Origin of the sequence: Treponema sp. OMZ 799 (genome assembly GCF_024181365.1) — a bacterium.
GTDB lineage: Bacteria > Spirochaetota > Spirochaetia > Treponematales > Treponemataceae > Treponema_B.
The window spans coordinates 2804556-2826974 of sequence record NZ_CP051301.1 but is presented as its reverse complement, the minus strand read 5'-3'; the positions used below and the strand labels follow the sequence as shown (position 1 = coordinate 2826974).

The 22419-nt window shown below is 38.6% G+C and carries 35 protein-coding genes; 25 read left to right on the top strand and 10 right to left on the bottom strand.

The window, feature by feature from the left end; translation table 11 throughout:
- The first annotated feature begins 2 nt into the window (after positions 1 to 2).
- Genes rpmC through E4O04_RS12995 form a run of 19 tightly spaced genes read left to right on the top strand, consistent with a single transcriptional unit; the run spans position 3 to position 8530 of the window.
- Complete coding sequence (gene rpmC, locus E4O04_RS13085) at positions 3 to 212, top strand: 50S ribosomal protein L29 (RefSeq protein ID WP_253677325.1); 210 nt, start codon at positions 3 to 5, stop codon at positions 210 to 212.
- Positions 213 to 222: 10 nt separating this feature from the next.
- The gene (gene rpsQ, locus E4O04_RS13080) at positions 223 to 495 is read left to right on the top strand and encodes a 30S ribosomal protein S17 (RefSeq protein ID WP_253686812.1); all 273 of its coding nucleotides are present in this window, start codon (positions 223 to 225) and stop codon (positions 493 to 495) included.
- Positions 496 to 513: 18 nt separating this feature from the next.
- Positions 514 to 882 carry a 50S ribosomal protein L14 gene (rplN, locus tag E4O04_RS13075; protein ID WP_253686813.1) on the top strand — a complete coding sequence of 123 codons (369 nt, stop codon included), beginning with the start codon at positions 514 to 516 and terminating at the stop codon, positions 880 to 882.
- A gap of 9 nt (positions 883 to 891) precedes the next feature.
- Positions 892 to 1206 (top strand): 50S ribosomal protein L24, encoded by a 315-nt coding sequence (gene rplX, locus E4O04_RS13070; RefSeq protein WP_253677322.1) that lies wholly within the window; start codon positions 892 to 894, stop codon positions 1204 to 1206.
- A complete protein-coding gene (gene rplE / locus E4O04_RS13065) occupies positions 1206 to 1757 on the top strand; it encodes a 50S ribosomal protein L5 (protein ID WP_002670018.1) in 552 nt (183 codons plus the stop codon). Before rplX ends, rplE begins: the two co-directional genes overlap by 1 nt.
- Before the next feature lie 11 nt (positions 1758 to 1768).
- Positions 1769 to 1954, top strand: a complete 186-nt coding sequence (locus E4O04_RS13060) for a type Z 30S ribosomal protein S14 (protein ID WP_002670020.1) — start codon at positions 1769 to 1771, stop codon at positions 1952 to 1954.
- A 10-nt stretch (positions 1955 to 1964) separates the two neighbouring features.
- On the top strand, positions 1965 to 2363 hold the full coding sequence (rpsH, locus tag E4O04_RS13055) for a 30S ribosomal protein S8 (RefSeq protein WP_253686814.1): 399 nt from the start codon (positions 1965 to 1967) through the stop codon (positions 2361 to 2363).
- Positions 2364 to 2373: 10 nt separating this feature from the next.
- On the top strand, positions 2374 to 2913 hold the full coding sequence (rplF, locus tag E4O04_RS13050; RefSeq protein WP_253686815.1) for a 50S ribosomal protein L6: 540 nt from the start codon (positions 2374 to 2376) through the stop codon (positions 2911 to 2913).
- A 10-nt stretch (positions 2914 to 2923) separates the two neighbouring features.
- Entirely contained in the window at positions 2924 to 3286 is a 363-nt protein-coding gene (gene rplR / locus E4O04_RS13045) for a 50S ribosomal protein L18 (protein ID WP_253677318.1), read from the top strand.
- Positions 3287 to 3294: 8 nt separating this feature from the next.
- Positions 3295 to 3816: a 30S ribosomal protein S5 gene (rpsE, locus tag E4O04_RS13040; protein ID WP_253677317.1), complete on the top strand. Its 522-nt coding sequence runs from the start codon at positions 3295 to 3297 to the stop codon at positions 3814 to 3816.
- Between the two features lie 4 nt (positions 3817 to 3820).
- Complete coding sequence (gene rpmD / locus E4O04_RS13035; RefSeq protein WP_253686816.1) at positions 3821 to 4006, top strand: 50S ribosomal protein L30; 186 nt, start codon at positions 3821 to 3823, stop codon at positions 4004 to 4006.
- Entirely contained in the window at positions 4006 to 4458 is a 453-nt protein-coding gene (gene rplO, locus E4O04_RS13030; protein ID WP_253677316.1) for a 50S ribosomal protein L15, read from the top strand. Before rpmD ends, rplO begins: the two co-directional genes overlap by 1 nt.
- Before the next feature lie 13 nt (positions 4459 to 4471).
- On the top strand, positions 4472 to 5788 hold the full coding sequence (gene secY / locus E4O04_RS13025) for a preprotein translocase subunit SecY (RefSeq protein WP_253686817.1): 1317 nt from the start codon (positions 4472 to 4474) through the stop codon (positions 5786 to 5788).
- 47 nt (positions 5789 to 5835) lie between these two features.
- Positions 5836 to 5949, top strand: a complete 114-nt coding sequence (gene rpmJ / locus E4O04_RS13020) for a 50S ribosomal protein L36 (protein WP_002672206.1) — start codon at positions 5836 to 5838, stop codon at positions 5947 to 5949.
- Positions 5950 to 5965: 16 nt separating this feature from the next.
- Positions 5966 to 6331 carry a 30S ribosomal protein S13 gene (rpsM, locus tag E4O04_RS13015; protein WP_002670034.1) on the top strand — a complete coding sequence of 122 codons (366 nt, stop codon included), beginning with the start codon at positions 5966 to 5968 and terminating at the stop codon, positions 6329 to 6331.
- A 24-nt stretch (positions 6332 to 6355) separates the two neighbouring features.
- On the top strand, positions 6356 to 6736 hold the full coding sequence (rpsK, locus tag E4O04_RS13010; RefSeq protein ID WP_002670039.1) for a 30S ribosomal protein S11: 381 nt from the start codon (positions 6356 to 6358) through the stop codon (positions 6734 to 6736).
- 10 nt (positions 6737 to 6746) lie between these two features.
- Positions 6747 to 7802: a DNA-directed RNA polymerase subunit alpha gene (locus E4O04_RS13005; protein WP_253708503.1), complete on the top strand. Its 1056-nt coding sequence runs from the start codon at positions 6747 to 6749 to the stop codon at positions 7800 to 7802.
- A complete protein-coding gene (gene rplQ, locus E4O04_RS13000; protein ID WP_253686819.1) occupies positions 7792 to 8331 on the top strand; it encodes a 50S ribosomal protein L17 in 540 nt (179 codons plus the stop codon). The genes E4O04_RS13005 and rplQ overlap by 11 nt, the downstream gene beginning before the upstream one ends.
- Complete coding sequence (locus tag E4O04_RS12995; RefSeq protein WP_253686820.1) at positions 8315 to 8530, top strand: hypothetical protein; 216 nt, start codon at positions 8315 to 8317, stop codon at positions 8528 to 8530. The genes rplQ and E4O04_RS12995 overlap by 17 nt, the downstream gene beginning before the upstream one ends.
- A 49-nt stretch (positions 8531 to 8579) precedes the next feature.
- Here E4O04_RS12995 and E4O04_RS12990 read toward each other — a convergent pair whose 3' ends face one another.
- Positions 8580 to 8942: a TIGR02328 family protein gene (locus E4O04_RS12990; RefSeq protein WP_253686821.1), complete on the bottom strand. Its 363-nt coding sequence runs from the start codon at positions 8940 to 8942 to the stop codon at positions 8580 to 8582.
- Positions 8943 to 9384: 442 nt separating this feature from the next.
- On the opposite strand from E4O04_RS12990, the gene E4O04_RS12985 reads away from it, so the two are divergent.
- Entirely contained in the window at positions 9385 to 10218 is an 834-nt protein-coding gene (locus tag E4O04_RS12985; RefSeq protein WP_253686822.1) for a PHP domain-containing protein, read from the top strand.
- A complete protein-coding gene (locus E4O04_RS12980; protein WP_253708500.1) occupies positions 10211 to 10495 on the top strand; it encodes an acylphosphatase in 285 nt (94 codons plus the stop codon). The genes E4O04_RS12985 and E4O04_RS12980 overlap by 8 nt, the downstream gene beginning before the upstream one ends.
- A 38-nt stretch (positions 10496 to 10533) precedes the next feature.
- On the opposite strand, the gene E4O04_RS12975 is transcribed toward E4O04_RS12980, so the two are convergent.
- Positions 10534 to 11862, bottom strand: coding sequence for an MFS transporter (locus tag E4O04_RS12975; RefSeq protein WP_253686824.1), 1329 nt, complete (start codon positions 11860 to 11862; stop codon positions 10534 to 10536).
- Positions 11863 to 11959: 97 nt separating this feature from the next.
- Between E4O04_RS12975 and E4O04_RS12970 the strand changes: the two genes are divergently transcribed.
- Positions 11960 to 12742, top strand: coding sequence for a glycerophosphodiester phosphodiesterase (locus E4O04_RS12970; protein ID WP_253686825.1), 783 nt, complete (start codon positions 11960 to 11962; stop codon positions 12740 to 12742).
- On the opposite strand, the gene E4O04_RS12965 is transcribed toward E4O04_RS12970, so the two are convergent.
- The 6 genes from E4O04_RS12965 to E4O04_RS12940 form a co-directional block, all read right to left on the bottom strand.
- Positions 12737 to 13609 (bottom strand): ketopantoate reductase family protein, encoded by an 873-nt coding sequence (locus E4O04_RS12965; RefSeq protein ID WP_253708498.1) that lies wholly within the window; start codon positions 13607 to 13609, stop codon positions 12737 to 12739. The two genes, E4O04_RS12970 and E4O04_RS12965, sit on opposite strands and share 6 nt — an antisense overlap.
- Positions 13610 to 13618: 9 nt before the next feature.
- The gene (locus tag E4O04_RS12960; RefSeq protein ID WP_253686827.1) at positions 13619 to 14134 is read right to left on the bottom strand and encodes a GNAT family N-acetyltransferase; all 516 of its coding nucleotides are present in this window, start codon (positions 14132 to 14134) and stop codon (positions 13619 to 13621) included.
- Positions 14131 to 14565, bottom strand: a complete 435-nt coding sequence (locus tag E4O04_RS12955; RefSeq protein ID WP_253686828.1) for an Rrf2 family transcriptional regulator — start codon at positions 14563 to 14565, stop codon at positions 14131 to 14133. The genes E4O04_RS12960 and E4O04_RS12955 overlap by 4 nt, the downstream gene beginning before the upstream one ends.
- Before the next feature lie 73 nt (positions 14566 to 14638).
- Positions 14639 to 15274: an SDR family oxidoreductase gene (locus E4O04_RS12950; protein ID WP_253686829.1), complete on the bottom strand. Its 636-nt coding sequence runs from the start codon at positions 15272 to 15274 to the stop codon at positions 14639 to 14641.
- Between the two features lie 206 nt (positions 15275 to 15480).
- Complete coding sequence (locus tag E4O04_RS12945; protein WP_253686830.1) at positions 15481 to 15888, bottom strand: type II toxin-antitoxin system VapC family toxin; 408 nt, start codon at positions 15886 to 15888, stop codon at positions 15481 to 15483.
- Positions 15885 to 16112 (bottom strand): DUF2281 domain-containing protein, encoded by a 228-nt coding sequence (locus E4O04_RS12940; protein ID WP_253677300.1) that lies wholly within the window; start codon positions 16110 to 16112, stop codon positions 15885 to 15887. Before E4O04_RS12940 ends, E4O04_RS12945 begins: the two co-directional genes overlap by 4 nt.
- A gap of 81 nt (positions 16113 to 16193) precedes the next feature.
- On the opposite strand from E4O04_RS12940, the gene E4O04_RS12935 reads away from it, so the two are divergent.
- Entirely contained in the window at positions 16194 to 17672 is a 1479-nt protein-coding gene (locus E4O04_RS12935; protein ID WP_253708496.1) for a hypothetical protein, read from the top strand.
- Positions 17673 to 17722: 50 nt separating this feature from the next.
- On the top strand, positions 17723 to 19126 hold the full coding sequence (cls, locus tag E4O04_RS12930; RefSeq protein WP_253708493.1) for a cardiolipin synthase: 1404 nt from the start codon (positions 17723 to 17725) through the stop codon (positions 19124 to 19126).
- Between the two features lie 7 nt (positions 19127 to 19133).
- On the opposite strand, the gene E4O04_RS12925 is transcribed toward cls, so the two are convergent.
- Complete coding sequence (locus tag E4O04_RS12925) at positions 19134 to 20261, bottom strand: RtcB family protein (protein ID WP_253708490.1); 1128 nt, start codon at positions 20259 to 20261, stop codon at positions 19134 to 19136.
- Positions 20262 to 20392: 131 nt separating this feature from the next.
- On the opposite strand from E4O04_RS12925, the gene E4O04_RS12920 reads away from it, so the two are divergent.
- Entirely contained in the window at positions 20393 to 21142 is a 750-nt protein-coding gene (locus E4O04_RS12920) for an alpha/beta fold hydrolase (RefSeq protein WP_253686834.1), read from the top strand.
- 62 nt (positions 21143 to 21204) lie between these two features.
- Here E4O04_RS12920 and E4O04_RS12915 read toward each other — a convergent pair whose 3' ends face one another.
- Complete coding sequence (locus E4O04_RS12915; RefSeq protein ID WP_253708488.1) at positions 21205 to 22344, bottom strand: hypothetical protein; 1140 nt, start codon at positions 22342 to 22344, stop codon at positions 21205 to 21207.
- Positions 22345 to 22419 lie beyond the last annotated feature (75 nt).

Below are 22419 nucleotides of genomic sequence, written 5' to 3'. Positions count from 1 at the left end.
AAATGAAAAAGAAGTCAAAGTACAGAGAAATGTCGTATAAGGAACTTGTTTCAAAACGCAATGATCTAAAGCAAAAATACATGGATTTGAGATTTCAAGCTGTGGTAGGCCATTTGGATAACCCTCTTGAAAAGAGAATTATGCGTCGTGAAATAGCGATGTTAAATACCTTTATCCGCCAAAAAGAATTGGCAGGCGAAGGTGCAAATTAGGAGCTAACCCGTGGAAAAAACAGAAAACACAAAAAAAATCGGGAAGCGCGAGTTTGTCGGAATCGTAACAAGCGACAAGATGGAAAAAACCATCGTTGTTGAAGTCCGAACCAAAAAGCTTCATAAGCTTTACAAAAAATACGTATCGAGCAGTAAAAAATACAAGGCGCACGATGAAGAGAACACAGCTCACATCGGCGATACGGTAAGAATTGTAGAGCATAAGCCTATCAGTAAGGATAAGGCTTGGATGCTTACTGAAGTTATTGAGCGGGCTAAGTAAGGCAAGGAGTTAAGGTAAATGATACAGGTTGAAACAAGATTAAACGTTGCCGATAACTCAGGCGCTAAACTCGTCGAATGTATTAAGGTTATCGGCGGATCAAAACGCAGATATGCAGGTATTGGGGATATAATCGTTGTGGCAGTTAAAGAAGCCTTGCCTACATCGGTTATTAAAAAGGGCGCGGTACAAAAAGCCGTTATTGTGCGTGTTTCAAAAGAATACCGTCGTCCCGACGGAACTTATATTCGTTTTGATGATAATGCTTGCGTAATCATCGACGATAATAAAAACCCTAAGGGAAAACGTATTTTCGGCCCTGTAGCCAGAGAACTTCGTGATCATGATTACATGAAGATAGTTTCTCTTGCTCCGGAAGTTCTTTAAGGAGAGTTTATGGCAGGAAAGATGAAAATTCACCGCAATGATAGTGTTGAAATCATTGCCGGTAAGGAAAGGGGCAAGCGGGGCGAAGTCGTAAAGGTCTTGCAGGAAGATAACAAGGTTATCGTCGGCGGGCTTAATATGATAAAAAAAGCCATGCGCAAAAGAAGCCAGCAGGATCAGGGCGGAATTGTAGAAATTGAAGCTCCGATATCTGCATCCAATGTTATGATTATATGCAAAAAATGCGGCAAAACCCGAATTGCATACGAAATAAAGGACGGCAAAAAAATAAGAGTTTGCCGTAAGTGTGGAGAAACGTTATAATGAGTAATTACGTACCTCGGCTTAAGAAAGTCTATACAGAACAAATCATGCCCGAGCTTAAAAAGGAATTTAACTACAGTTCTGTTATGCAAATTCCTCGGCTTAAAAAAGTCGTAGTAAGCATGGGTGTTGGTGTAGCTCTCACGAATAGGAAACTACTTGATGCTGCAGTAACTGACCTTGAAACAATCACCGGTCAAAAAGCTGTGAAAACAAAGGCAAGAAAGAGTATAGCAAACTTTAAACTTCGTGAGGGAAATGAGATTGGGGCAATGGTAACATTACGCGGTGCCAGAATGTATGAATTCTTAGATCGCTTTATCAATGTTGCTTTGCCGCGTGTTAAGGATTTCCGCGGAGTTAACCCGAACGGTTTTGACGGTCGCGGAAACTATTCAGTGGGTATTACCGAGCAGATCATCTTCCCCGAAATCGACTTCGACAAGATCGAACGTATTTCGGGATTGAATGTGAACGTAGTAACTTCTGCCGAGACTGATCAAGAGGCAAGATCGCTTCTTGCAAAGTTTGGTATGCCCTTTAGAAAGTAAGAGAGGATTTCATGGCTACAGTTGCAAAAATTAATCAAGCTAACAGAAAAGCGAAGTATCCGACACGACAGTATAACAGATGTAAGGTTTGCGGACGCCCCAGAGGTTATCTGCGAAAATTCAAGATGTGCCGTGTTTGTTTTAGAAAATTAGCAAGCGAAGGGCAAATCCCCGGCGTTACAAAGTCAAGTTGGTAGGAGGTAGATAATGAGTGTTTCAGATCCAATAGCAGACATGCTCACTAAAATTAGAAATGCTGCTTCCGCCGGTCACGAATCGGTTGATGTTCCTTCTTCAAAAATGAAATGGGAAATTATCAGTATTCTTAAATCGGAAGGGTATATTAAAAACTTTAAAAAGATGACCCAAGAAGGGGCAAGCAATATCCGTGTATTCTTAAAATACGATGATAAAGAATCTTCGGTTATTCACGGAATCGAAAGAGTTTCAACACCCGGCCGCCGAGTATATTTAGGTTATAAGAGCTTACCGAGAGTTTTTAACGGCTACGGTACTCTTATTGTATCGACTTCAAAGGGTATCATTACCGGAAAAGCTGCCGGCGAAAGCCAAGTAGGCGGCGAGCTTATTTGCAAGGTTTGGTAGGAGGAGCAATATGTCAAGAGTTGGAAAAATGCCTGTTGCTATTCCTGCAGGTGTAAAAGTAAATGTTGCAAACGGTACTTTTACCGTTGAAGGCCCCAAGGGAAAACTTTCACAAAGCTATCATACCGAAGCTGTTGACTTTAAGATTGAAGGCGACCATGTTCTTGTAACAAGAAAAAATGATGCCCTTCAGACAAGGGCTTATCACGGTTTATACCGAAGCCTTCTCAGCAACATGGTAACCGGCGTAAGCACAGGCTTTACAAAAACCTTGGTAATCAATGGTGTAGGTTATAGAGCTGAAGTTCAAGGCAAACTCCTTGTAATGGCCCTAGGTTATTCAAACGACTTTTCAGTTATTATTCCTGAAGGAATTGAAGTAAAGGTTGATCAGTTAAAGGTTATTATTTCCGGAAATTCAAAGGAAGCAGTCGGTCAGTTTGCTTCTCAGGTACGAAAGTTGAGAGGCCCTGAACCCTATAAGGGCAAGGGAATTCGTTACGAAGACGAAATCATCAAGCGAAAAGTCGGTAAGTCCGGTGTAAAGTAAGGGTAGTATTATGGACAAAAAACGTAATGATAAAGATAGAAAAAGATTTAAGCGAAAGATGCACATTCGAAAGTCTATTTTCGGTACTGCAGAACGCCCGCGCATGACCGTTTTCCGAAGCAATAAGCGCATTTCGGTTCAGGTTATTGACGATGTAGAGGGCAAGACATTGGCTGCCGTTTCTACGATGGAAGAAGATCTTCGATCGCTTAAGGTTAATGTTGAATCTGGGGCAAAGGTCGGTGAAGAAATCGGCAAGCGCCTCAAGGAAAAAAATATTGACACTGTTGTTTTTGACAGGAACGGATATCTTTACCACGGTGTTGTAAAGGCCGTTGCCGACGGTGCAAGAAAAACAGGAATTAAGTTTTAGGAGAGGTTATGAGTCATCAAAAAGAATCAAAACGAGATAACCAGCATACCGATAAAGAATATGTTGAAAAGCTTGTTAAATTGAACCGAACAGCTAAGGTTGTAAAGGGCGGACGCAGGTTCTCCTTTTCTGCTCTGACTGTTGTCGGCGATCAAAAAGGACGAGTCGGATACGGTTTCGGTAAGGCAAATGATGTAAGCGATGCTATCAGAAAGAGTATCGAAAAGGCAAAAGCCAATATGGTAACCTTTCCGCTTAAAAACGGTACGATTCCTCATGAGGTTCAAGGCAAGTTCAAGGGCTCTGAAGTTCTTTTGCGCCCTGCTTGTTCCGGTACGGGAATTATCGCAGGCGGTACAATCCGTGCTATTATGGAAGCTGCCGGTGCTACCGACTTGCTTTCAAAGTCTTTGGGATCAAGCTCCGCAGTAAACGTAGTTAAGGCAACCTTTGATGCTGCAAGTCTTTTGATGGACGGCAAAAAGATTGCTAAAAACCGCGGAAAAACCCTTTTGGATGTATGGGGGTAAGTAAATGGCAAAGAGAATTAGTGTAAAATTAGTAAAAAGTACAATCGGTCAAAAGCAGCCGGTTTGTTCGACTATCCGCTCTTTGGGATTAAGAAAGCTTAATTCCACAGTTGAGCATGATGCAAATCCTGCCGTCTTAGGTATGGTAAAACGCGTTGCTCACTTGGTTGAAGTTAAGGAGTTAAACTAATGTCCGAATTTAATTTAACTGTTCCTGCAGGAGCAACTCATAAAAAGAAGATTGTAGGACGCGGTTCTTCTTCCGGCTGGGGTAAAACCTCCGGAAAGGGACATAAGGGTCAGCAAGCCCGTTCAGGCGGCAAGGTTTATGCCGGCTTTGAAGGAGGTCAGATGCCCTTGTACCGACGTGTTGCAAAAAAAGGATTTTCAAACTATCCTTTTAAAAAGGAATTCTATGTTGTAAACCTTACCATGCTCGAAACAAAGTACAGCGATGGTGAAACCGTAAACAAAGAGTCCTTAATGCAGAAAGGGCTTCTCCGAAAAGGTTCTCTTTATGTTAAAGTTTTGGGAACAGGAGATATAACAAAAAAATTGACGGTTGATGTAGATAAGATTTCTGCATCAGCTAAGGAAAAAATAGAAAAGGCAGGCGGAACAATAGTTCAGTCTGAAGCATAAAAGGCGGTAAAAAATGGCTAATAATGTAGTTGCAAATATGTTCAAAATAAAGGATTTACGAAACCGTATTTTCTTTACGATCATAGTTTTAGCAGTTTTCCGCTTAGGTTCGGTACTCACCATCCCCGGTATCGATCCTAGGGCTCTTACAATGTATTTCCGTCAAGGTCAGGGAAATGCTTTTGCAGATCACATGGACTTCTTTGTCGGAGGAGCATTTTCGAACTTTTCGGTATTTATGCTCGGTGTAATGCCCTATATTTCGACTCAGATATTGATGCAGCTTGCCATGATTATTTTCCCGCGCCTTAAAAAAATAGCGGAAGAAGACGGAGGACGCAAAAAGATTCAGGTTTGGACAAGAATCATAACCGTTTTTGTTGCCCTTCTTCAATCTTCCGCTGTCGGTACATGGGCCAGAGCAATTCCGGGTGCCGTTGTAATTTCAAGTCCTGTTTTACACTTGTTTATTACGATGGTTACGGTAACAACAGGTACCATGATTACCGTTTGGATGGGTGAGCAGATTACTGCAAGAGGTATCGGAAACGGTATTTCAATGTTGATTTTTGCAGGTATCGTTGCCCGTCTTCCTCAGGCTGTTTGGGAATTGATCAAGCTTGTAAGCACTAACGAATTGAACCTTGTGTTCGTAATTATTGCTTTTGCAATGTTTGTCGGAATCATAGCCTTGGTTGTTTACGAACAACAAGGTCAGCGCAAAATACCGGTTCATTATGCAAAGCGCGTTATCGGCCGAAAAATGTATGGCGGACAGAATACCTATATTCCGTTCAAGATTAACCCTTCAGGTGTTATCCCCATCATTTTTGCTTCGTCATTTTTGACCTTCCCCCTCATGCTTTCACAGATGTGGGGTCCGAATGTTTCTTGGTTGGCTGCAGTTGCAAGATTTTTGCGTGCAGACGGCTGGGGCTATAACATTCTATATGTTGTTTTGATTGTTTTCTTTGCTTACTTTTATACACAGGTTGCACTTAACCCCACGGAAATAGCAAAACAAATAAGGGAAAACGGCGGATCGATTCCGGGAATCAGAACCGACAAAACTGAAGAATATTTACAGAAGATTTTAAACAGGTTGATATTGCCCGGTTCGCTTTATTTGGCTGCAATTGCGGTACTTCCTACTGTAATTCAGTGGGCATTTAGTTTCCCCAGAAATATTTCGATGTTGATGGGCGGAACTTCACTGCTTATTTTGGTTGGTGTTGACTTGGATACCATGAGCCAAGTTGAAGCATTGCTTAAAATGCACCATCATGACGGCTTGCTTAAAAAAGGCAAGATTAGATCAAGGAACCTATAGAATTTTTTTTAAGAATGATATAAAATACATTCTTTAAAGGAGTGGATATGAAGGTTAGAACAAGTGTAAAGCCTATTTGTGATAAATGCAAGGTTATTAAGCGCAACGGAATAGTACGGATAATCTGTACAAACCCGAAGCATAAACAAAGACAAGGTTAACGGAGGACACTGGATAATGGCTCGTATTGCGGGAGTTGACCTCCCTAATAAACATGTTAATGTTTCATTAACGTACATTTATGGAATTTCGACTTCATCGGCAAACAAAATTTGTGAAGCCACAAAGGTTGATCCGATGAAAAAAATGAATGATTTGGATGAAGCCGAATTAGCTGCAATCCGTGAAGTGATTGACAGAGAATACAAGGTAGAAGGCCGCCTTCGAACCGAAGTGGCTTTAAATATCAAGCGTCTTCAGGATATCGGATGCTACCGAGGACAAAGACACAGAAAGGGTCTCCCGGTACGCGGACAGAGAACTAGGACAAATGCCAGAACACGCAAGGGTAAGAAGAAGACCGTTGCCGGTAAGAAGAAATAATCGTGGTTGGAGGTAATTAAAAACATGGCTACTGTAAAGAAAAGAAAAGAAAAGAAAAGCATATATGAAGGCAATGTTTATATTCAAGCAACCTTTAATAACACAATTATTACGATAACCGACTTAAAGGGAAATGTTCTTTCATGGGCATCTTCAGGCGGCTTAGGTTTTGCCGGAGCCAAGAAGTCAACACCCTTTGCGGCTCAGACCGTTGCAGAAACAGCTGTACAAAAATGCCAGCCCTACGGCTTGCATGAGGTTCATGTTTTTGTAAAAGGACCCGGAGTCGGCCGTGAATCGGCTATCAGAACGCTTGGAACAATGGGATTAAAGGTTCGCTCAATCAGCGATGTAACTCCCATTCCGCATAACGGCTGCCGTCCCAAGAAGACGCGCCGAATATAAGGAGACGTGAATGGCCCGTAAAAATCTTTTAAAAGGATTTAAGAAGCCGAAAGGCTTGGAATTTGCTCAGCAAGAATCAACCGAAAGCTATGGTAAGTTTACGGCATCCCCTTTTGAGACAGGTTTTGGAACCACAATCGGAAATTGTTTGAGGAGAATTTTATTATCCTCTATTCAAGGTTATGCCATATCGGCAGTGCTTATAACATCGCATGATGCCGACGGAGTACCCCATACGATTTCAAGTGAGTTTGAAAATATTCCGAATGTCTCTGAAGATACGCTGGAAATTTTGAATAAGCTAAAGCAGATCCGCCTCCGTTTATCGGATGAATCGGAACAAGGTGACTTTCATTTTGAATTTAAGGGGCCTGCGTCGATAACCAGCAAAGATTTTGCCGTTGAAGGACAGCTTGAAATTTTAGGCGAACCTTTCCATGTTATGGAATTGATGAAGGGTGCTAATGTTTCGTTTGATGTTCAAGTAGATTTCGGCCGAGGTTATGTACCGGCAGAAGTTAATGAAAAATACATTGAAATTGTCGGAACCATTCCGATGGACGCAATCTACGGTCCTGTTCTAAAGGTAAGCTATTCTATTGAACCTTGCCGAGTAGGACAAAGAAACGACTACGATAAGCTCATCCTTGAAATTTGGACTGACAGCACAGTCAGACCTGAGGATGTTTTGGGCGAAGCTGCAAAAATTGCAAAAGATCATTTTTCCATCTTTATTAATTTTAACGAAAATGATTATCTTGGTGAAGATGAAGATGATGATGAAGAAGCGGCAATAAAGCAGCTTTTAACAACCTCGATTACTACTCTCGATTTTTCCGTTCGGGCTAAAAACTGCTTGGACTCTGCCGGTATTAAAACTCTCGGCGAGTTGGCTCAAAAGTCGGAAGATGAGATCGAAAGTATGCGCAATGTCGGCAGAATGACTTTGAATGAAATTCATGCTAAGTTAGCGGAATACAATTTGCGCTTGGGTATGACTGATTACAGTCATCTAAAAAATACGATAAAAGTATCAAGACAGAAGGAAGAAACAGATGAAGCATAAGAACGGCTTTAATCCGCTCTCGCGTACAACTGCACATCGCCGTGCTTTGCACCGAAATATGGTTACATCGCTATTTAAGTACGAGCGGATTACGACAACAAAACAAAAAGCGATGGAAGTACGCCGAACTGCGGAAAAATTGATTACCCGCTCAAAGGTTGATACGTTCAACAACCGAAGGCATGCTGCAAAGTATATCTGGGATGATGATATTGTAAAAAAACTATTCAGCGATATCGGTCCTAGAATGAAAGACAGAAACGGCGGTTACACCCGGATCTTAAAAATCGGCTTCCGTGAAGGCGATGCAGCTGATGTTGCTATCTTGGAACTTGTAGACTATGACTTTGAAAAAAAGGAAAAGGATACAAAGAAAAAAGATGATTCAAAAAAATCCGATGACAAGAAAGCTTCCAAAAAAGAAGCAGGCTTTAAATCATCAAAGAGTGAATCTGAACACAAAAAGAATACCGACCAGGTAGTAGATAGTTCATCAAATCGGAGGTACAACCGTGTCAAAGGCTCATAGAGGTAAGGGTATCCGCGCAGAGCAAAACCGCGGACGCGGGGTATGCCCCGTATGTAACAAAACCGGAATCAAAGTTTTATACGAACAAGAGATTAACGGTGCAAAATCAAAGATCTGCAAAATATGCAGAGCAAACATCAAGAATAAAAAGGCTGCCGAACCATCTGCAGAAAAACCGGCTGAAGCATCGGCCGAATAAATTATTAAGCCTTTTTTGCACAACGCCCGCCTTGGATGCGGGCGTTTTTTTATATCTCTATGTTTTTTCCATGGAGATTAGTGATACATTCCTGCATATATTTTTCATCATGTTCCTTGTAAATAGGATAGGTCTTTTTGATTTTTTTTAGGTCCTCGTATGGCGGACATTTTTTTCCTCTGTAATTTTGATCTAACCATTCTTCTGAAACCTTATAGCCTCTTTTGTGCATCTCTTCCATTACCAGTTTATGGTATTGAAAAAGTTTGTACGGTGAATATAAAAATACATAGTCTACTACAGAATGCTTTTTCCCCCAGCCGTTTCCTCGTAATGCACAGCATTCTCTGTGCTGGCCTAATAGCTGCTGTGTCGGTAGTCTTTGTATCAGGTCTTGGTGCCATAGTCTCATTTTTTAACACTCTATGATATTTTTTGTTTTATGTAGAAACTGTATCACAAAATTCCGGCCTTTTTCAAGCATTTTTTCACAAAATTCCGGTAAAAATTATTAAAAAAAATCACAAAATTCCGACTATTTTTGACTTTATTTTCACAAAATTCTATATTTTATTCTTCTATTAAGGCAACTGCACCGGAATGTTTCTGAAGCGGTTGCCTTCTTTCTGTGCGAAATTTTAAACAAAATTTCGCACATTTTTCAAAAAAGGGCAAACGCATCATGGGGTTAAATAAAATAGCAAAAAAATAGGCTGTGAATACCCCTCTTGCAGCCGCATAGCGGCGAAAGGCGGGTTGAACAGCCTACGTTTTTTGCGAGGATAAAACGATGATGTGTTTGCCGCTATATTCTCCGATTGACAAAGACTTCCATAATAAATAAAATTATGTTGATGAAAGAAAGCAACTTAATAAGCAATTTCCACACCCATACTTATTTGTGTAAACATGCTGACGGCAGGCCCGTCGATTATGTAAAAGAAGCTATAAAGGACGGCTGTTCGGCCCTAGGTTTTTCGGACCATTGCCCCTATCCCGATTCTTCATGGGATTATTGCCGTATGGGAGAGTATGAGATAAATCTCTATAAGAGCATGGTGGAGGAAGCCGTTATTGATGCGCCCTTCCCGGTATATTTCGGCTTTGAGTGCGAGTGGCATCCTCGCTATAAGAACTGGTACAAGGATTTTTTAAGAGGAGAAATGAAATCCGATTTTTTGGTTTTGGGTTCCCACTGGTATGATTCTGAAGGAGTATTGGAATATGCACCTAATCTTACAAAAAAAGAACTTTTCGGATATATAGATTTTACAATTGACGGGATGAGATCCGGGCTTTATAATTTTTTGGCTCACCCCGATCTTTTTTTGGCGAATGTTTCAAAGATAGATGCCGATCACATGGCTTGCTCCAAAGCTTTGATTCAGGCAGCTATTGATCTTGATATGCCTATAGAAATAAACGGTTACGGCACTTTTAAAAGAAAGATTGAACGTGCCGGAGCTGATGAGTTTATTTACCCTGTCCGGCAGTTTTGGGAGCTTGCTTGGGATATGGGGGCAAGAATTATCTGTAATTCCGATGCTCATTTTCCTGAGCATACTATTTTGGGCTGTAGGAATGCAATAGCTTTTGCTAAGAGTATAGGAATTAAGCCCATAGATCCGGCTAAAGCCCTGGGTTTTGAATATTTGGACTCTTCTAAACTTATAGCAGCCAATGAATAAAGAAAATTTGATAGCTCTTCATATTATAGTCAAGGGCAGGGTTCAAGGTGTGGGCTTCCGTTATTGGACGCGTTCTCTTGCAAGGAGCCTTAAAGTAAAAGGTTGGGTGTGCAATCGTGCAGATTACTCGGTAGAGATTCTTGCAGAAGCCGATACGGAAACTCTCGGAGAATTTGTTTATGCTCTCAAACACGAGCATCCCTATGCCCGTGTTGAAAGCCTTAGTTCCGAAGAAGTTCAGGTGAAAGGATATGCTGACTTCCGAATTGAAGTATAATAAACTTAAACCTACATTCAAACATCTTAAATAAAAGTTTATTCTACCTTATCGTGCTTTTCGCCGCGAGTAACCCTTCCCATCATAAGCCAGGCAAGAAGGAAAAAACATGCACAGTATACAAAGACTGCTCTGTGGCCTGCAAAGTCGATTATAAGACCTGCAAGGAAGGGAGCTATTATTGCAGCTCCTTGAGAAAAGGTATAGTATAAACCTGTGTAAAGACCTATGTGTGAAAAGCCCGCCATTTGCCAAAGCATTGGGAAGGAGTTTGCTATTATGCAGATCCAAAAAATACCGAAGATAAACATCATACCCCAAAAAAGATATTTTATTTGTCCTCCGGCAAGTCCTAGGATGGAGGCAATTTCGGTTAAAAAGAATTGAGCTAGACACAAGCTTGCAACAACGACCAAGGCGATTCTTATCATTCTTTTTCGTCCCCACTTACTTGCTGCATAGCCCATTGGAATGGCCGATAGGGCTGAGGCTATGCCTACCATTCCTGCCGCAAAGGCTCCCTGACCTGTTGATACGCCGAAATTTTTTATGCTGTACTCGGCGATATAGGGCAGCATTCCTTGATAACCTAGGAACCATAAAAAAAGCGAAACAAGAACAAAGAGGGCGCTCTTATCAGGCTTTTCTTCTCCTTCAATTTTTCTGCCTGCCAATACGGTTTTCATTGCCTGTATAAATGGAACTTTTTTTTCTTCTTCTTTTTCGGGAGAATCGGGAGGCGGAACATTCTTTTCTTTTACGAAGAGAAAGAGCATTAGGGTTGCAAGGATTACCAAAAGACCTGCTGCAGGAAAAGAAAGAACATCCTTTGTGTGACCTATAATGGGCAGGACTGTATCTACGTCCATTAAACGGGCTAAAAATAAGGTTCCCACTATTGCTGCAATGTTTCCCATAGTATTTATAACTCCGTTGCCTTGCGAGCGGAATTCGGCAGGAACAATGTCAGGCATTAAGGCGATAACGGGGCCCCGCACCGATTGTTTAAATAAATTTAATAGAGCTAAAACTATAACCAATGAGGCCAACGAGGTTTTTGCTGCATATGGAATAAAGCTAAAAGAAATTGCAGACAATGGAAGCAAAATTATAATCCACGGCATTCTCCTTCCTATTTTTGTCCGTGTTCGATCCGACCATGCCGAAACGATGGGGATTAATAATATTGCCAAAACATTATCAAGCGACATCAACATTCCGACAAGCCATTTGAATGGAATATAACGGCTTAAAAAAATCGTTACATAGCTGTCATACAATGGATCCATAAGTCCCATCGTAAAAAAACCTGCTCCGATCAAAAAAGTTATCGGAAGGTATTTTCTAAATCCGTCTTGTGGTTTCATAGTTTCTCCTTATGTAATACACTTAACAGTATAACCTATATTTGGTATAATCTCTATAGTAAAAATAAAAATTATTTCATTTATGAGGAAAAGAAATATGCATAAAGAAATTTTACCTAATGCAAAAAGGCCTCTTTTGTTTGGCCATAGGGGTGTTCCGAGTCTTGTGCCCGAAAATACAATTGCCTCATTTAAGAAGGCTGTAGAGATGGGTATCCCCGGAGTCGAATTGGATGTGCATTTAACCAAGACCGGAGAACTTGTTGTTATTCATGATTCCTCAATTAAGCGCACCGGAAGAATCTATGAAAATGGAAGGCTTATTGAGGCTCCGGATTTGAAAGTTGAAGATTTATCTTGGGAAGAATTACAAAAATACGACTTCGGTCTTTGGTTTTCAAAAGAATATGAGGGAGAAAGGCTACCATTGCTGTACAATGTGCTTAAGCTTTTAGGTTCCGATATCTATGTCGATATAGAAATTAAAATAGATAACTTAAAATACAAGGGTGTTGTAGAAAAAACTTATCAGGTTTTGCAGGATATTTTAAAAATTCTGCCTGAAAATCCGCATAGATTTTTGGTTTCTTCTTTTAATCCCTTTGCAATAAGATATTTTTCAAAGATATGTTCCTATATTCCTACTGCCTTAATCTATGACAACCATCCCAATACTCCCTTCTTTTTAAAAAAGGGCAGGGGACTGTTATTTTGTAAACCTGATATTTTAAAGCCTTCTTATAAATGCTTTACTAAAAAGAGAAATAAAGAAGCTTGGTGCTGGACTGTTGACGATAAGGAAAAGGCCGCGGAGCTTATCAAAAAAGGAGTAAGCGGAATTACTTCTAATAGGCCTCAGGATATAAAGGAGATTTTATAAATTCTTTAAAACAAGATTAAGGTTTTCTTTTAGTTTTTGCATTTCTTTAGGAGCCTTCATTGAATGGCGGTACATAAACTTATTTCCGAATTCGCTCATATATGTTAGTTTTAAGATGAAGGCGATAAGAAAAAGAGGACAAATTGTAACAAGATAAAATTTATTGGGCGAAAGCATTTTCCGTTTTGCCAAGAGCCTAAAATTATCCCTCATCGTTTTACCCGCCTCGTACATAATTTTTTTGTTTAAGTATACGGTTTCAGGTTCATCGCTTTTATAATAAGCATCCGCAAGCGGAACGACCATTGCAAGATGGGAAAGCTGCCAATTATGCATATCGGGGACAATCTGATAAGGAATTCTGCTCTTTTTAAAAAGAGAGGCTAGAAGTTTTGATCGTTCAGTGTGTTTGCCGTCTTTTTCCCCGAATGTTGTAGGCTGAATAAGACGGGGAGTGAGAGCTGCATCCAAGATACCGTCATCAATACTGCCGCCTGCTCCCGGAAAGGCCGGTAGAATTTTTCCTTTTCCGCAAAGTTTTTCAAGCTCGGCATAGGGGCTTATGGTATTTACCATTGTAACGATGGTTTTACTCTTGTTTTCTTTTAATTCGGTCAATGCTTCTTTTAAGTTATCTTCACGGACGGTCAAAAAAATAAAATCGTAGATATCATCATCAAAAACTTTTTCAAGCACTTTCACATTTACAGTTTTTATTTTATTTTTTTCAAAATAGGATAGACCTTTTTCTTTTATCTCCTGCAAACGGCTTCCCCTTGCATAAATTGAAACATCAGAGCCTCCTTTTGAAAAATAAACCGCATATAAACTGCCTATAACCCCGGCCCCATAAATTAAAATTTTCATTTGTACAGCTTACTCCATGTTCATTGTATAAATATTTGATTCAAATTCCATATCGGTACCGCGTTTTTTAAATGTTTGTGTCTCTTTTATTTTTAATCCGCATTTTTCCATCACTCGGCACGAGGCCTTATTTTCTTTTGCAACTGTACAATAAAAATTACGCACGCCGAATGAGTACGCAAAATTTATCAAAGCTTTTACCATCTCGGTTGCAAGTCCTTTGCCCCACAACTCTTTTTTTACCGTATAGCCGAAACCCCAATGACCCTTTGGTCCTTCCGTCCCTAAACAGCAGGTTGCAACGGGTTCGCCCGTATTTTTGCAAACAGCAATAAAAGGATATTCATCTTCCCATTCGTCTATATCGTAAATTACCTTTCTAAGTTCATCGCCGTTTTTATACGGTGCATCTGCAAGATACTTTCCGTTTTCAGGATCACCCCAAAGCTTTGCTGCAAAATCTGCATCGTCAAGTGTCATGCTGCGTAAAATAAGTCTTTCCGTTTCTATATCTTTTGTTTTCATTTGTACTCCATGTTTTTTATTTTATTTAAAATGGCTTGCAGGGTAAATGAATTTAATTTTTTTTCGAGGGCGGTTTGCGCGTCTATAAAGTAGCCGTCAAGTAAAAAATTTATTCTTTGTGCAACAGGGCATTCGTTTGGAGGTGTATCATGTATTTTAAAAAGTTTACCGTCTTTTACGGATTCTACTGCATTAAAGATATCGAGGAAGGTGATTTGGTTTGCATTTTTTTTTAATGCGATACCGCCTGTCCCTTGAGTAATTTCTATAAGTCCGGCATCTTTTAACGCACTCATAAGTTTGCGTATAACTACCGGATTTGTCTTTACACTTTCGGCAAGAAAATCGCTGGTTACCTTACACTTATCTTTAAAGAATTCCACGCAGAGTAGGATATGAATTGACACCGAAAATTTTGTTCCTATTTGCATAAGCCGTCCTGATCTTATATAGTTTATACTAAAACTATATAAGATACAATAGGGCGGACGGCTGATGGAGCTTTTATAAACTTACAACCGAAAAATTATCTTGAACGAATTTTGCATTTTCTACTTCATCAATCATAGCAACGGCATAATCGGCATAGCTTATTGTACTCTCTCCCTGCGAATTGAAAGCGAGCTCTTTACCTGCAAGTTTATATTTTCCGGTACGTTCACCTTCGGCCTTAAAATCCAATGGCGGCGATAAGTAAGTCCACAAAACATCTTTTCTTTCTTTTAATTCAAAAAAAGCATCCGTTTCTGCCTGTGCTAAGGGCCGGAATTCTTCGGGGAAATTGGGAGCATTAAGTAAGATTGTTTTATGCTCCTTGTCCGTGTAAAGGCAAGCTGCTCCTCCGACTACTAAAAGCCGCGTTTTAGTGTTTTTTAAGCAATCACATAAATGCCTTAATGAAGTGATGTGCAGATTAAAAGTTTCCGGTGTCCACGCGCCAAAGGCATCGATGACCGCATCAAAGCTTGCCAAATCTTCAGGTTTTAAATCAAATAAATCTTTTTGAAGAACTCTTGCCTTTTCATTTTTAGCGCAAGACTGACGGATAACGGCAGTTACATCAAAGCCCCGCATTACAGCTTCATTTGTGAGGCATTGACCTTGCTTTCCATTTGCTCCGATAATTGCAATCTTTTTCATTAGAACCTCCAATATTTTTATACTATAGTTGTAACTATAATTGTTACAGCTATAGTATAATCTTTTGTTGGTGTAATGTCAATGGTTACAGCTAAAATTTTTTAATATATTTTATTCGTGCGGAGGGTTTAATACCCCGACGCTTTGCGTCGGAGTTGTTGATTTGAGATTCACATATAGTTCTATTTTTATTTCCAAATCATTAATTACACGGATATGATAAAATTTTCATCATAATATGGAATCAATGCATCATGAGTCATGAGAAACATATTTTCTACCTTTGCTTGGCAAATTAATATGCGATCAAATGGATCGTTATGTATTTTTGGTGCCTTTTTAGAATAAGTAAGTGTTCCAAGTGCAGTTACATGATTTGGTTTTACATATAGGCAAGATAAATTTGCTTTAAGGCTTAGTTTATCCAAATGTTCTCCTGAAAATTGAAAAGAATCAGGATATTTTAAATGTTTAAGTTGAGCTTCCCAAATATTTATTGAGCTATAAAAAATGTCATTTTGAGGATTTAGTATAATTTTTCTAGCTTTTTGAGAAAGTCTTTTATCATTTTGGTGCAGCCATATTAAAATATGTGTATCTAATAAGATTTTCATATGTATTCCCCGAACATATCAATTATTTCGTCATCATATGCATTTATGTCATCAGGCGTGGGGAATTTTCCCTCTGCAAGTCCTATAATAGGAATTTTTTTTGAAAGCTGATTTTGATTTAAAAAGGAAATCTTATACTTTAATAGTTCAATATATTCTGCCACAGATTCAAGGTATTCTTCGGGCAGTGTTTTCAATTCTTTTTCTAATGCACTATAACTCATATTTTACCCCATTATCTTCATATTATATCATATTTTTTATCGGTAGTATACTATTTTTCTTTTTTTTAATATAATGTATACATGAAAACTGTTAAACTATTTTCTTTATCTTTAATTTTATTGAGTCTGTTTGTGTTGATGACCGGATGTGCAAGCATGTATATTCACGGTTCAACACCTGTTCAAAGGGCAGTATCAGCTGCCGAACTTCTTATTGACGGCAATGTATCGGATGACTATATACGGGTTTATAAAACTGAGGTTTCGCAGGCAGAGAGGTCTATAATGGATACGATAAGCAAGGCTGAAAGAAACGATATATATTATGCCGATATTGCAGATAATATTTCCGATTGGCTGCTTCTTTACAACCGTGTTTATACTCTTCAAAGAATGTATCCCGAAGGTTTACGCGGAAAAAAAGAGTTTGTAGTATTTGAAGCCCGCGATTATAGCAGCCTAAAAGATACCGCTTATACGCGAGCAACAGAAGCTCTTTATAATGAAGCCTTGCGTATTGTGCAGATGTCGGGAAACAATTCTAAAAATATTTCAAAGGCCTTGGCTGATTTAAAACGTGCAAAAAAATATTCCCGCCATTTGGATAACGAAATAAATTCTTTAGGTGCCGATATAGCCTATAATGCTGCCGAAACTCTTGCTTATACAAATAAGCCCGATAACCTTCTCCAAGCTTCAGAATATTATATGCTTGCTCACTCATGGGTTCCCGGATATAGGGGGGCTTTGGAAAAGGGCAGGCTCGCAAAAGAAAAAGCTGCTTATCTTTATATCGAAGAAGGTACTTACAATTTAAAACTAAAAGACTATACTGCATTCCGCCATGCAAAAGTTTCTTTTCAAAAAGCGGAAAAAATAATTCCGGGTATAGCTTCAAGAGAAATTGCAGAAGTAAACCGGCTCCTTACAGTGAGGCTTGTTATTGTAAGACCCGATAATAGCTACAATGATGAAGATAGAATACGGAGGGCAATAACTTCCGAGCTTGCTTCGGCAAAGTCAGGCCCTGAGACTATAGAAATAAATTTTATCAGAGGCGGAATGAGTTCTATTTTTAATCTTATAGATATCAGAGATGCAGATTTGGTTTTTATGCCTTCGGATAAATATGGAAATGTTAAAGAAACATATGGACCTGTTAAAACTGTAAATAAAAATATATCAAAGACTATAAATGGAATTTTATACACCGGTACGATAACTGAGCAAAGTCAGCTTGTTACTGTATATGCTCAAAATGATTTTGTGCTATACGATATTAGAACATGGAGAAAAACCGAATTACGTTATTTTAATAATGAAACAAATAAATTGTCTAAAAATTTTACAGTGCGGTATTACAGCGGAGCTCCTGAAGCAAAGCCTGCAGATTTTAATCCCGGATTTTTATATGAAGCCGGGCAGTATAAAAAATTCTTTCCCGAATTAATGAATGAAGGTAATTCAATGAATTTGATTAACAATTACGGCAGTCTTAGTTCAAACGGTAAAGAGTTGTGTAATGTAATTAAGAGCCTGCAATATATAGAGCGGAGGTAATTAAAATTAGCGAGAAGAAAAATAAAAAACGAGCAATATTTATTTCTATTGTGTTGGCAGTATTTCATACTCTCGGCTTTTTTAGCTCCTTGAATGCTATTATAACATCGCGGACTTCTCAAGGAGCTATTGCTTGGACTGTAGGATTAAACTCTTTTCCGGTTATAACCGTTCCTGCTTATTGGGTATTCGGCCGGAATAGATTTGACGGTTATGCAGAAGAGTGGAAGGCTAATTCCGATATTACTGAAAACCGGATAAAAGAAATATCGAAAAACTTGGAACCTTATTTTGTAGAGCCGCCGGATGTTTTCCCTGAATATGAAGTGCTGAAAAAATTAGCTCTCTCTCCTTTTTTAAACGGGAACAAGATCGATTTATTATTAAACGGAGCGGAAACATATAAAAGCATTGAGGAAGGAATTGAAAAAGCAGAAGAATATGTTTTGTTTCAGTTTTATATTTTAAAAGATGATGAGATTGGAACAAAGTTTAAAGATCAGTTGCTACGCAAAGCTAAAGAGGGTGTTGCCGTCTATGTTTTATATGATGAGTTAGGAAGCAGGGGAATATCCAAAGAATGGTTAAATTCTTTTTCTGTAAATGGAATAAAAGTTCTTCCGTTTAATACTCAGCAAGATCACCGCTTTCAAATTAATTTTAGAAATCATAGGAAGATTGTTGTTGTTGACGGTAAGGCTGCCTGGGTAGGCGGGCTCAACATAGGTGATGACCATTTAGATAAAGATCCCGTTTTTACGCCGTGGCGAGATACTCATTTGATGATTGAAGGGCCTTCAGTAATTGCGGCGCAAGCAACTTTTTTGGTTGATTGGCATTGGGCAAGTAAAGAACTTATAAGCGGTTTAAACTGGGAGCCTAATATTTTTAAAGGTGATAATTCCGATAAGAACGTATTGGTTTTAGCATCGGGGCCGGCAGATAAATACGAAACTGCAAGTTTATTTTTTACTAATCTTTTAAACGCTGCAAGAAAAAGAATTTGGATTGCAACGCCTTATTTTATTCCTGATGAAGCAACTATGACGGCTCTTAGGTTAGCCTTGTTAAAAGGAATTGAAGTTCGTATTTTAACTCCGAGGATGTACGATAATTGGTTTGTATTTAATGCTGCAAATGCTTACCTTGATGAATTAGCGGATGACGGTGCAAAAATATATTTTTATGAAAACGGTTTTATGCATCAAAAGGTTATGCTCATAGACGATTCTTTATCGGCTGTCGGAACCGTAAACTTTGATAACAGATCTTTTAGATTAAATTTTGAGATTACGGCTTTGATAGCAGATAAACCCTTTGCATCGGAAATAGAACAAATGCTTTTAAATGATTTTGCTGTAAGCTCAGATGCTACGGCCGATTATGGAAATAAACAATCTTTTTGGATTCGTCTAAAGTCCAAATTCAGTACTATGTTTGCCCCGGTATTGTAGGAGTATGCTAATTAGGTGCTTTGAAGTTATATATCGGTTTTACAAAATCTTTTACATCGGCAGTCGGCTTAATGTGTTTTAAAATTATTTCCTTATTTTTATAAGCAGAGGGAGCCTCATCCAATGTATTTTTTGTTGCAGTTGTAGTAAATATTCCGGCACTTTTCATTTCTTTTTGAAAGGCATTTAGTGAAAGCTCACTAAATGCCTTGGAGCGGGACATAATTCTTCCTGCCCCATGAGGAGCCGATTGGTTGTAGTTATCATTTCCTTTTCCTACACAAAATGCAAATCCGTCACGCATATTAAAGGGAATAATAAGTCTTTCATTTAATCCTGCTGAAGTCGCCCCCTTTCGAATAATGCCGTCTTCACCTATAAAATTATGAACTGATTCTACCGTTTCTTCAATTTCTGCACTTAAAAATTGCGAGATTAGTTCTATCATTTTTTTTCGGTTTTCTTTTGCATATTTTTGAGCAAAATAGGTTGCCCTTAGATAAGCTTTTCCTTCATCACTTGTTGTAAATAGGTATTCTAAGTTTTTATCTTCAGGGGTGAGAAGTTTCTGTTCATCTAAAAGCTGCTGTGCTTTTTTTTGATAAAAAACGGCAATTTGAAGACCTAGATTTCTGCTTCCTGAATGAACAGTCAGCCATAATCTTCCTTGAGAGTCTCTTCCAAGCTCTATAAAATGGTTTCCGCCTCCTAAGGTACCTATACTTTTTAAGGCCCTGTCCTCATCCATATTAACATTTTTTGATTCTTCTATAATTTCTTCTTCAAATTCTTTATTGTCTATTTTCATGCAGCGATGGACGCTTTTTCCATGAGGAATGTTTTTTTTGATAAAGTTATCCAGCTCTGCAAGATCCGGATTTTTTATATTGAGCCGGGCGGAAAGAATTCCGCAGCCGATATCTACACCCACAATGTTTGGGATTATGTATTTATCTATATTCATCGTAAAACCGATAACGGCTCCCTTGCCTGCATGGCAGTCCGGCATTATTGCTATGTTTGTGCCTTCAAAGGCCTTATGATTGAGAAAGGTTTTGATTTGTTTTTCGGTTTCAGAATCGATTGAATCGATCATTACACTAGCTTTGTTGTATGTTCCTTCAATTATTTGCATGAGTTTATTTTAGCATAAGGAAGGTAAAAAGTCAAATTGGATTTATAGGATGTATATTTATATAGAAATATAAAGCGGATAGTGGTATAATGAATTATCCTGTATTGAAAAAAATTGAATAAGGGGGGCAAATGACAATTCATGAATTCGGACGTAAAAATACTGAAAAGATACTTTTGATTCATCCTTCTTGTGTAAGATGGGATTATTTTGAGAAAGTGATTACCTTGCTTGAAGACCGATATCACTTAATTGTTCCTGCCTTGCCCGGCTATGATTTTGATCGAGGAAGTGATTTTACAAGCGTTGAACAAATTGCTTCGGAATTGAATGAATGGATGATGGAACAAAAAATCGAAGGCCTTTATGCAGTCTACGGCTGCTCTATGGGAGGTTCAATAGCCTTACTGACAACGCTGGAGAAAAGAACACGAATAGATCACTGCATAATGGACGGCGGAATTACTCCATATGAACTGCCTTGGCTCCTGACACGTTTTATTGCCTTGCGCGATTATCTTATGGTGATGATAGGAAGGATAGGCGGTGTAAAATTATTGTCAAGAGTTTTTTCTACGGATGAGTATAGCGAAGAAGACATCAAATACGCAGCTGAAGTTTTGCGGCACAGCAGCCGGAAGACTCTGTGGAGGAGTTTTGATTCCTGCAATAATTATAAGATGCCTTTTCCTATTCCCGTCCTTTCCACAAAAATTCATTATTGGTATGCCGAGACTGAAGAAAAAGCTCGCTCTTGGGATATCCGCTATATGAAAAAATATTTCCCCCAAACAGATTTTAAGATTCTGCCTAAGCTCGGGCATGGCGGGCTTGTTTTGCTTAAACCTGAGCTTTTTAAAGAGATGATTGTGGGGATGTGAAATTTAGTTCTACAATTCAGTATAAGAAAAAAATATAAGTCTTCATCATTCTGATTTATACCTTACTCGCAATATTTCATATCCCAAAACCTTTTACCCTTATCATCTATTTTTAAAAATGGAACAAGAATAGACAAGAGTTCGTATCCGTCTTCCATTTTGAGAGTGAATATAGGTTTTGAATCTTCGGTACTTATTATCTGTATGGTTTTTGAGTCTTTGGAAGGTACATATAGTGTAACCGAAATGCCTGCTTTACGGGCTGCTGCAGATAGTGATTGCATGTTTTCCCGGCCATTTATTGCATGATCTAAGAAAACATAAAATCCGGAATAAATTATTTGCTCGGGATTTTCATCTTCGGTTAAAAATTGAAATGTAAGAGACTTATATTCGCTATTCCATTCTTCAGTCAATTCATCAAGATGTTTTTTCATTGTATCAACTTGTTCTTTATTACACAAAAAAAGTACTCCGCTGTTTTTTATAAGTCTTCGGCATCGGCTTTTTGTTTTGCATGTTTTATACCTATCTTCTTCAGGCGGAATATATTCAGCGTAGTCTTTTTTACGGTGCTCATGATTTTCGTTGTTGATATAGATAAAGGGTGCACTTTCCATGAGTTCCGTATATGATTTTCGAGGAATACGCATTCCTGCACCGCGAAGATATTTATACTGAACTCTTTGTAAAAAAATTGCTTTAGGAACGGAAATTGAAACAATATTTTTTGCACTCCCTAAAAGCCAAAACATCATTTCAAATATAGTCTTTATTCCGTATTTTTCAAAAGCATTTGATTCGGGATAGAGGGTTATAATGCTCTGCGGGGTTTGAGATTTGTAAACAATTATCTTGTTTCCGTCTTTATAGAGTAGAGTCTCGGATCCCATCAGGCTTGCAAAAAAATGTGCATTTTCAAAACTGATGTCATACTGCCAACAATATTTTTCATAAGACTTTTTATTTCCACAGCTGTCAAGATAAGAGAGAGTAATTATATTACAATTTTCAAATATTTTTTTTGTTTCGATGGAAATAGCTCCTTCTTCATAAGCCGCTTTTTTGTAAGCAATAATCTTTTTTTCAAAAGATTCATCATCAATGCGAAAAATAGCCTGCCTGGCACTGTTATCTGCTAAGGCATGAAAGGCATTATTTTTTCCGTCATAGGCATTGTAAAGATTATCATTCTTAGTCATTTTTACTCCCATAAAAAGAATTCTACCAACTTATAATATAAGAATTTTTTTTGATTTTTTAAAAATTGAAGCGAG

Bases quoted from the DNA above. Each gene is read 5' to 3' on its own strand.
- rpmC (WP_253677325.1), top strand. From the start codon at position 3: ATGAAAAAGAAGTCAAAGTACAGAGAAATGTCGTATAAGGAACTTGTT.
- rplN (WP_253686813.1), top strand. From the start codon at position 514: ATGATACAGGTTGAAACAAGATTAAACGTTGCCGATAACTCAGGCGCT.
- rplX (WP_253677322.1), top strand. From the start codon at position 892: ATGGCAGGAAAGATGAAAATTCACCGCAATGATAGTGTTGAAATCATT.
- rplE (WP_002670018.1), top strand. From the start codon at position 1,206: ATGAGTAATTACGTACCTCGGCTTAAGAAAGTCTATACAGAACAAATC.
- E4O04_RS13060 (WP_002670020.1), top strand. From the start codon at position 1,769: ATGGCTACAGTTGCAAAAATTAATCAAGCTAACAGAAAAGCGAAGTAT.
- rpsH (WP_253686814.1), top strand. From the start codon at position 1,965: ATGAGTGTTTCAGATCCAATAGCAGACATGCTCACTAAAATTAGAAAT.
- rplF (WP_253686815.1), top strand. From the start codon at position 2,374: ATGTCAAGAGTTGGAAAAATGCCTGTTGCTATTCCTGCAGGTGTAAAA.
- rplR (WP_253677318.1), top strand. From the start codon at position 2,924: ATGGACAAAAAACGTAATGATAAAGATAGAAAAAGATTTAAGCGAAAG.
- rpsE (WP_253677317.1), top strand. From the start codon at position 3,295: ATGAGTCATCAAAAAGAATCAAAACGAGATAACCAGCATACCGATAAA.
- rpmD (WP_253686816.1), top strand. From the start codon at position 3,821: ATGGCAAAGAGAATTAGTGTAAAATTAGTAAAAAGTACAATCGGTCAA.
- rplO (WP_253677316.1), top strand. From the start codon at position 4,006: ATGTCCGAATTTAATTTAACTGTTCCTGCAGGAGCAACTCATAAAAAG.
- secY (WP_253686817.1), top strand. From the start codon at position 4,472: ATGGCTAATAATGTAGTTGCAAATATGTTCAAAATAAAGGATTTACGA.
- rpmJ (WP_002672206.1), top strand. From the start codon at position 5,836: ATGAAGGTTAGAACAAGTGTAAAGCCTATTTGTGATAAATGCAAGGTT.
- rpsM (WP_002670034.1), top strand. From the start codon at position 5,966: ATGGCTCGTATTGCGGGAGTTGACCTCCCTAATAAACATGTTAATGTT.
- rpsK (WP_002670039.1), top strand. From the start codon at position 6,356: ATGGCTACTGTAAAGAAAAGAAAAGAAAAGAAAAGCATATATGAAGGC.
- E4O04_RS13005 (WP_253708503.1), top strand. From the start codon at position 6,747: ATGGCCCGTAAAAATCTTTTAAAAGGATTTAAGAAGCCGAAAGGCTTG.
- rplQ (WP_253686819.1), top strand. From the start codon at position 7,792: ATGAAGCATAAGAACGGCTTTAATCCGCTCTCGCGTACAACTGCACAT.
- E4O04_RS12990 (WP_253686821.1), bottom strand. From the start codon at position 8,942: ATGAGACTATGGCACCAAGACCTGATACAAAGACTACCGACACAGCAG.
- E4O04_RS12985 (WP_253686822.1), top strand. From the start codon at position 9,385: ATGAAAGAAAGCAACTTAATAAGCAATTTCCACACCCATACTTATTTG.
- E4O04_RS12980 (WP_253708500.1), top strand. From the start codon at position 10,211: ATGAATAAAGAAAATTTGATAGCTCTTCATATTATAGTCAAGGGCAGG.
- E4O04_RS12975 (WP_253686824.1), bottom strand. From the start codon at position 11,862: ATGAAACCACAAGACGGATTTAGAAAATACCTTCCGATAACTTTTTTG.
- E4O04_RS12970 (WP_253686825.1), top strand. From the start codon at position 11,960: ATGCATAAAGAAATTTTACCTAATGCAAAAAGGCCTCTTTTGTTTGGC.
- E4O04_RS12965 (WP_253708498.1), bottom strand. From the start codon at position 13,609: ATGAAAATTTTAATTTATGGGGCCGGGGTTATAGGCAGTTTATATGCG.
- E4O04_RS12960 (WP_253686827.1), bottom strand. From the start codon at position 14,134: ATGAAAACAAAAGATATAGAAACGGAAAGACTTATTTTACGCAGCATG.
- E4O04_RS12955 (WP_253686828.1), bottom strand. From the start codon at position 14,565: ATGCAAATAGGAACAAAATTTTCGGTGTCAATTCATATCCTACTCTGC.
- E4O04_RS12950 (WP_253686829.1), bottom strand. From the start codon at position 15,274: ATGAAAAAGATTGCAATTATCGGAGCAAATGGAAAGCAAGGTCAATGC.
- E4O04_RS12945 (WP_253686830.1), bottom strand. From the start codon at position 15,888: ATGAAAATCTTATTAGATACACATATTTTAATATGGCTGCACCAAAAT.
- E4O04_RS12940 (WP_253677300.1), bottom strand. From the start codon at position 16,112: ATGAGTTATAGTGCATTAGAAAAAGAATTGAAAACACTGCCCGAAGAA.
- E4O04_RS12935 (WP_253708496.1), top strand. From the start codon at position 16,194: ATGAAAACTGTTAAACTATTTTCTTTATCTTTAATTTTATTGAGTCTG.
- E4O04_RS12925 (WP_253708490.1), bottom strand. From the start codon at position 20,261: ATGCAAATAATTGAAGGAACATACAACAAAGCTAGTGTAATGATCGAT.
- E4O04_RS12920 (WP_253686834.1), top strand. From the start codon at position 20,393: ATGACAATTCATGAATTCGGACGTAAAAATACTGAAAAGATACTTTTG.
- E4O04_RS12915 (WP_253708488.1), bottom strand. From the start codon at position 22,344: ATGACTAAGAATGATAATCTTTACAATGCCTATGACGGAAAAAATAAT.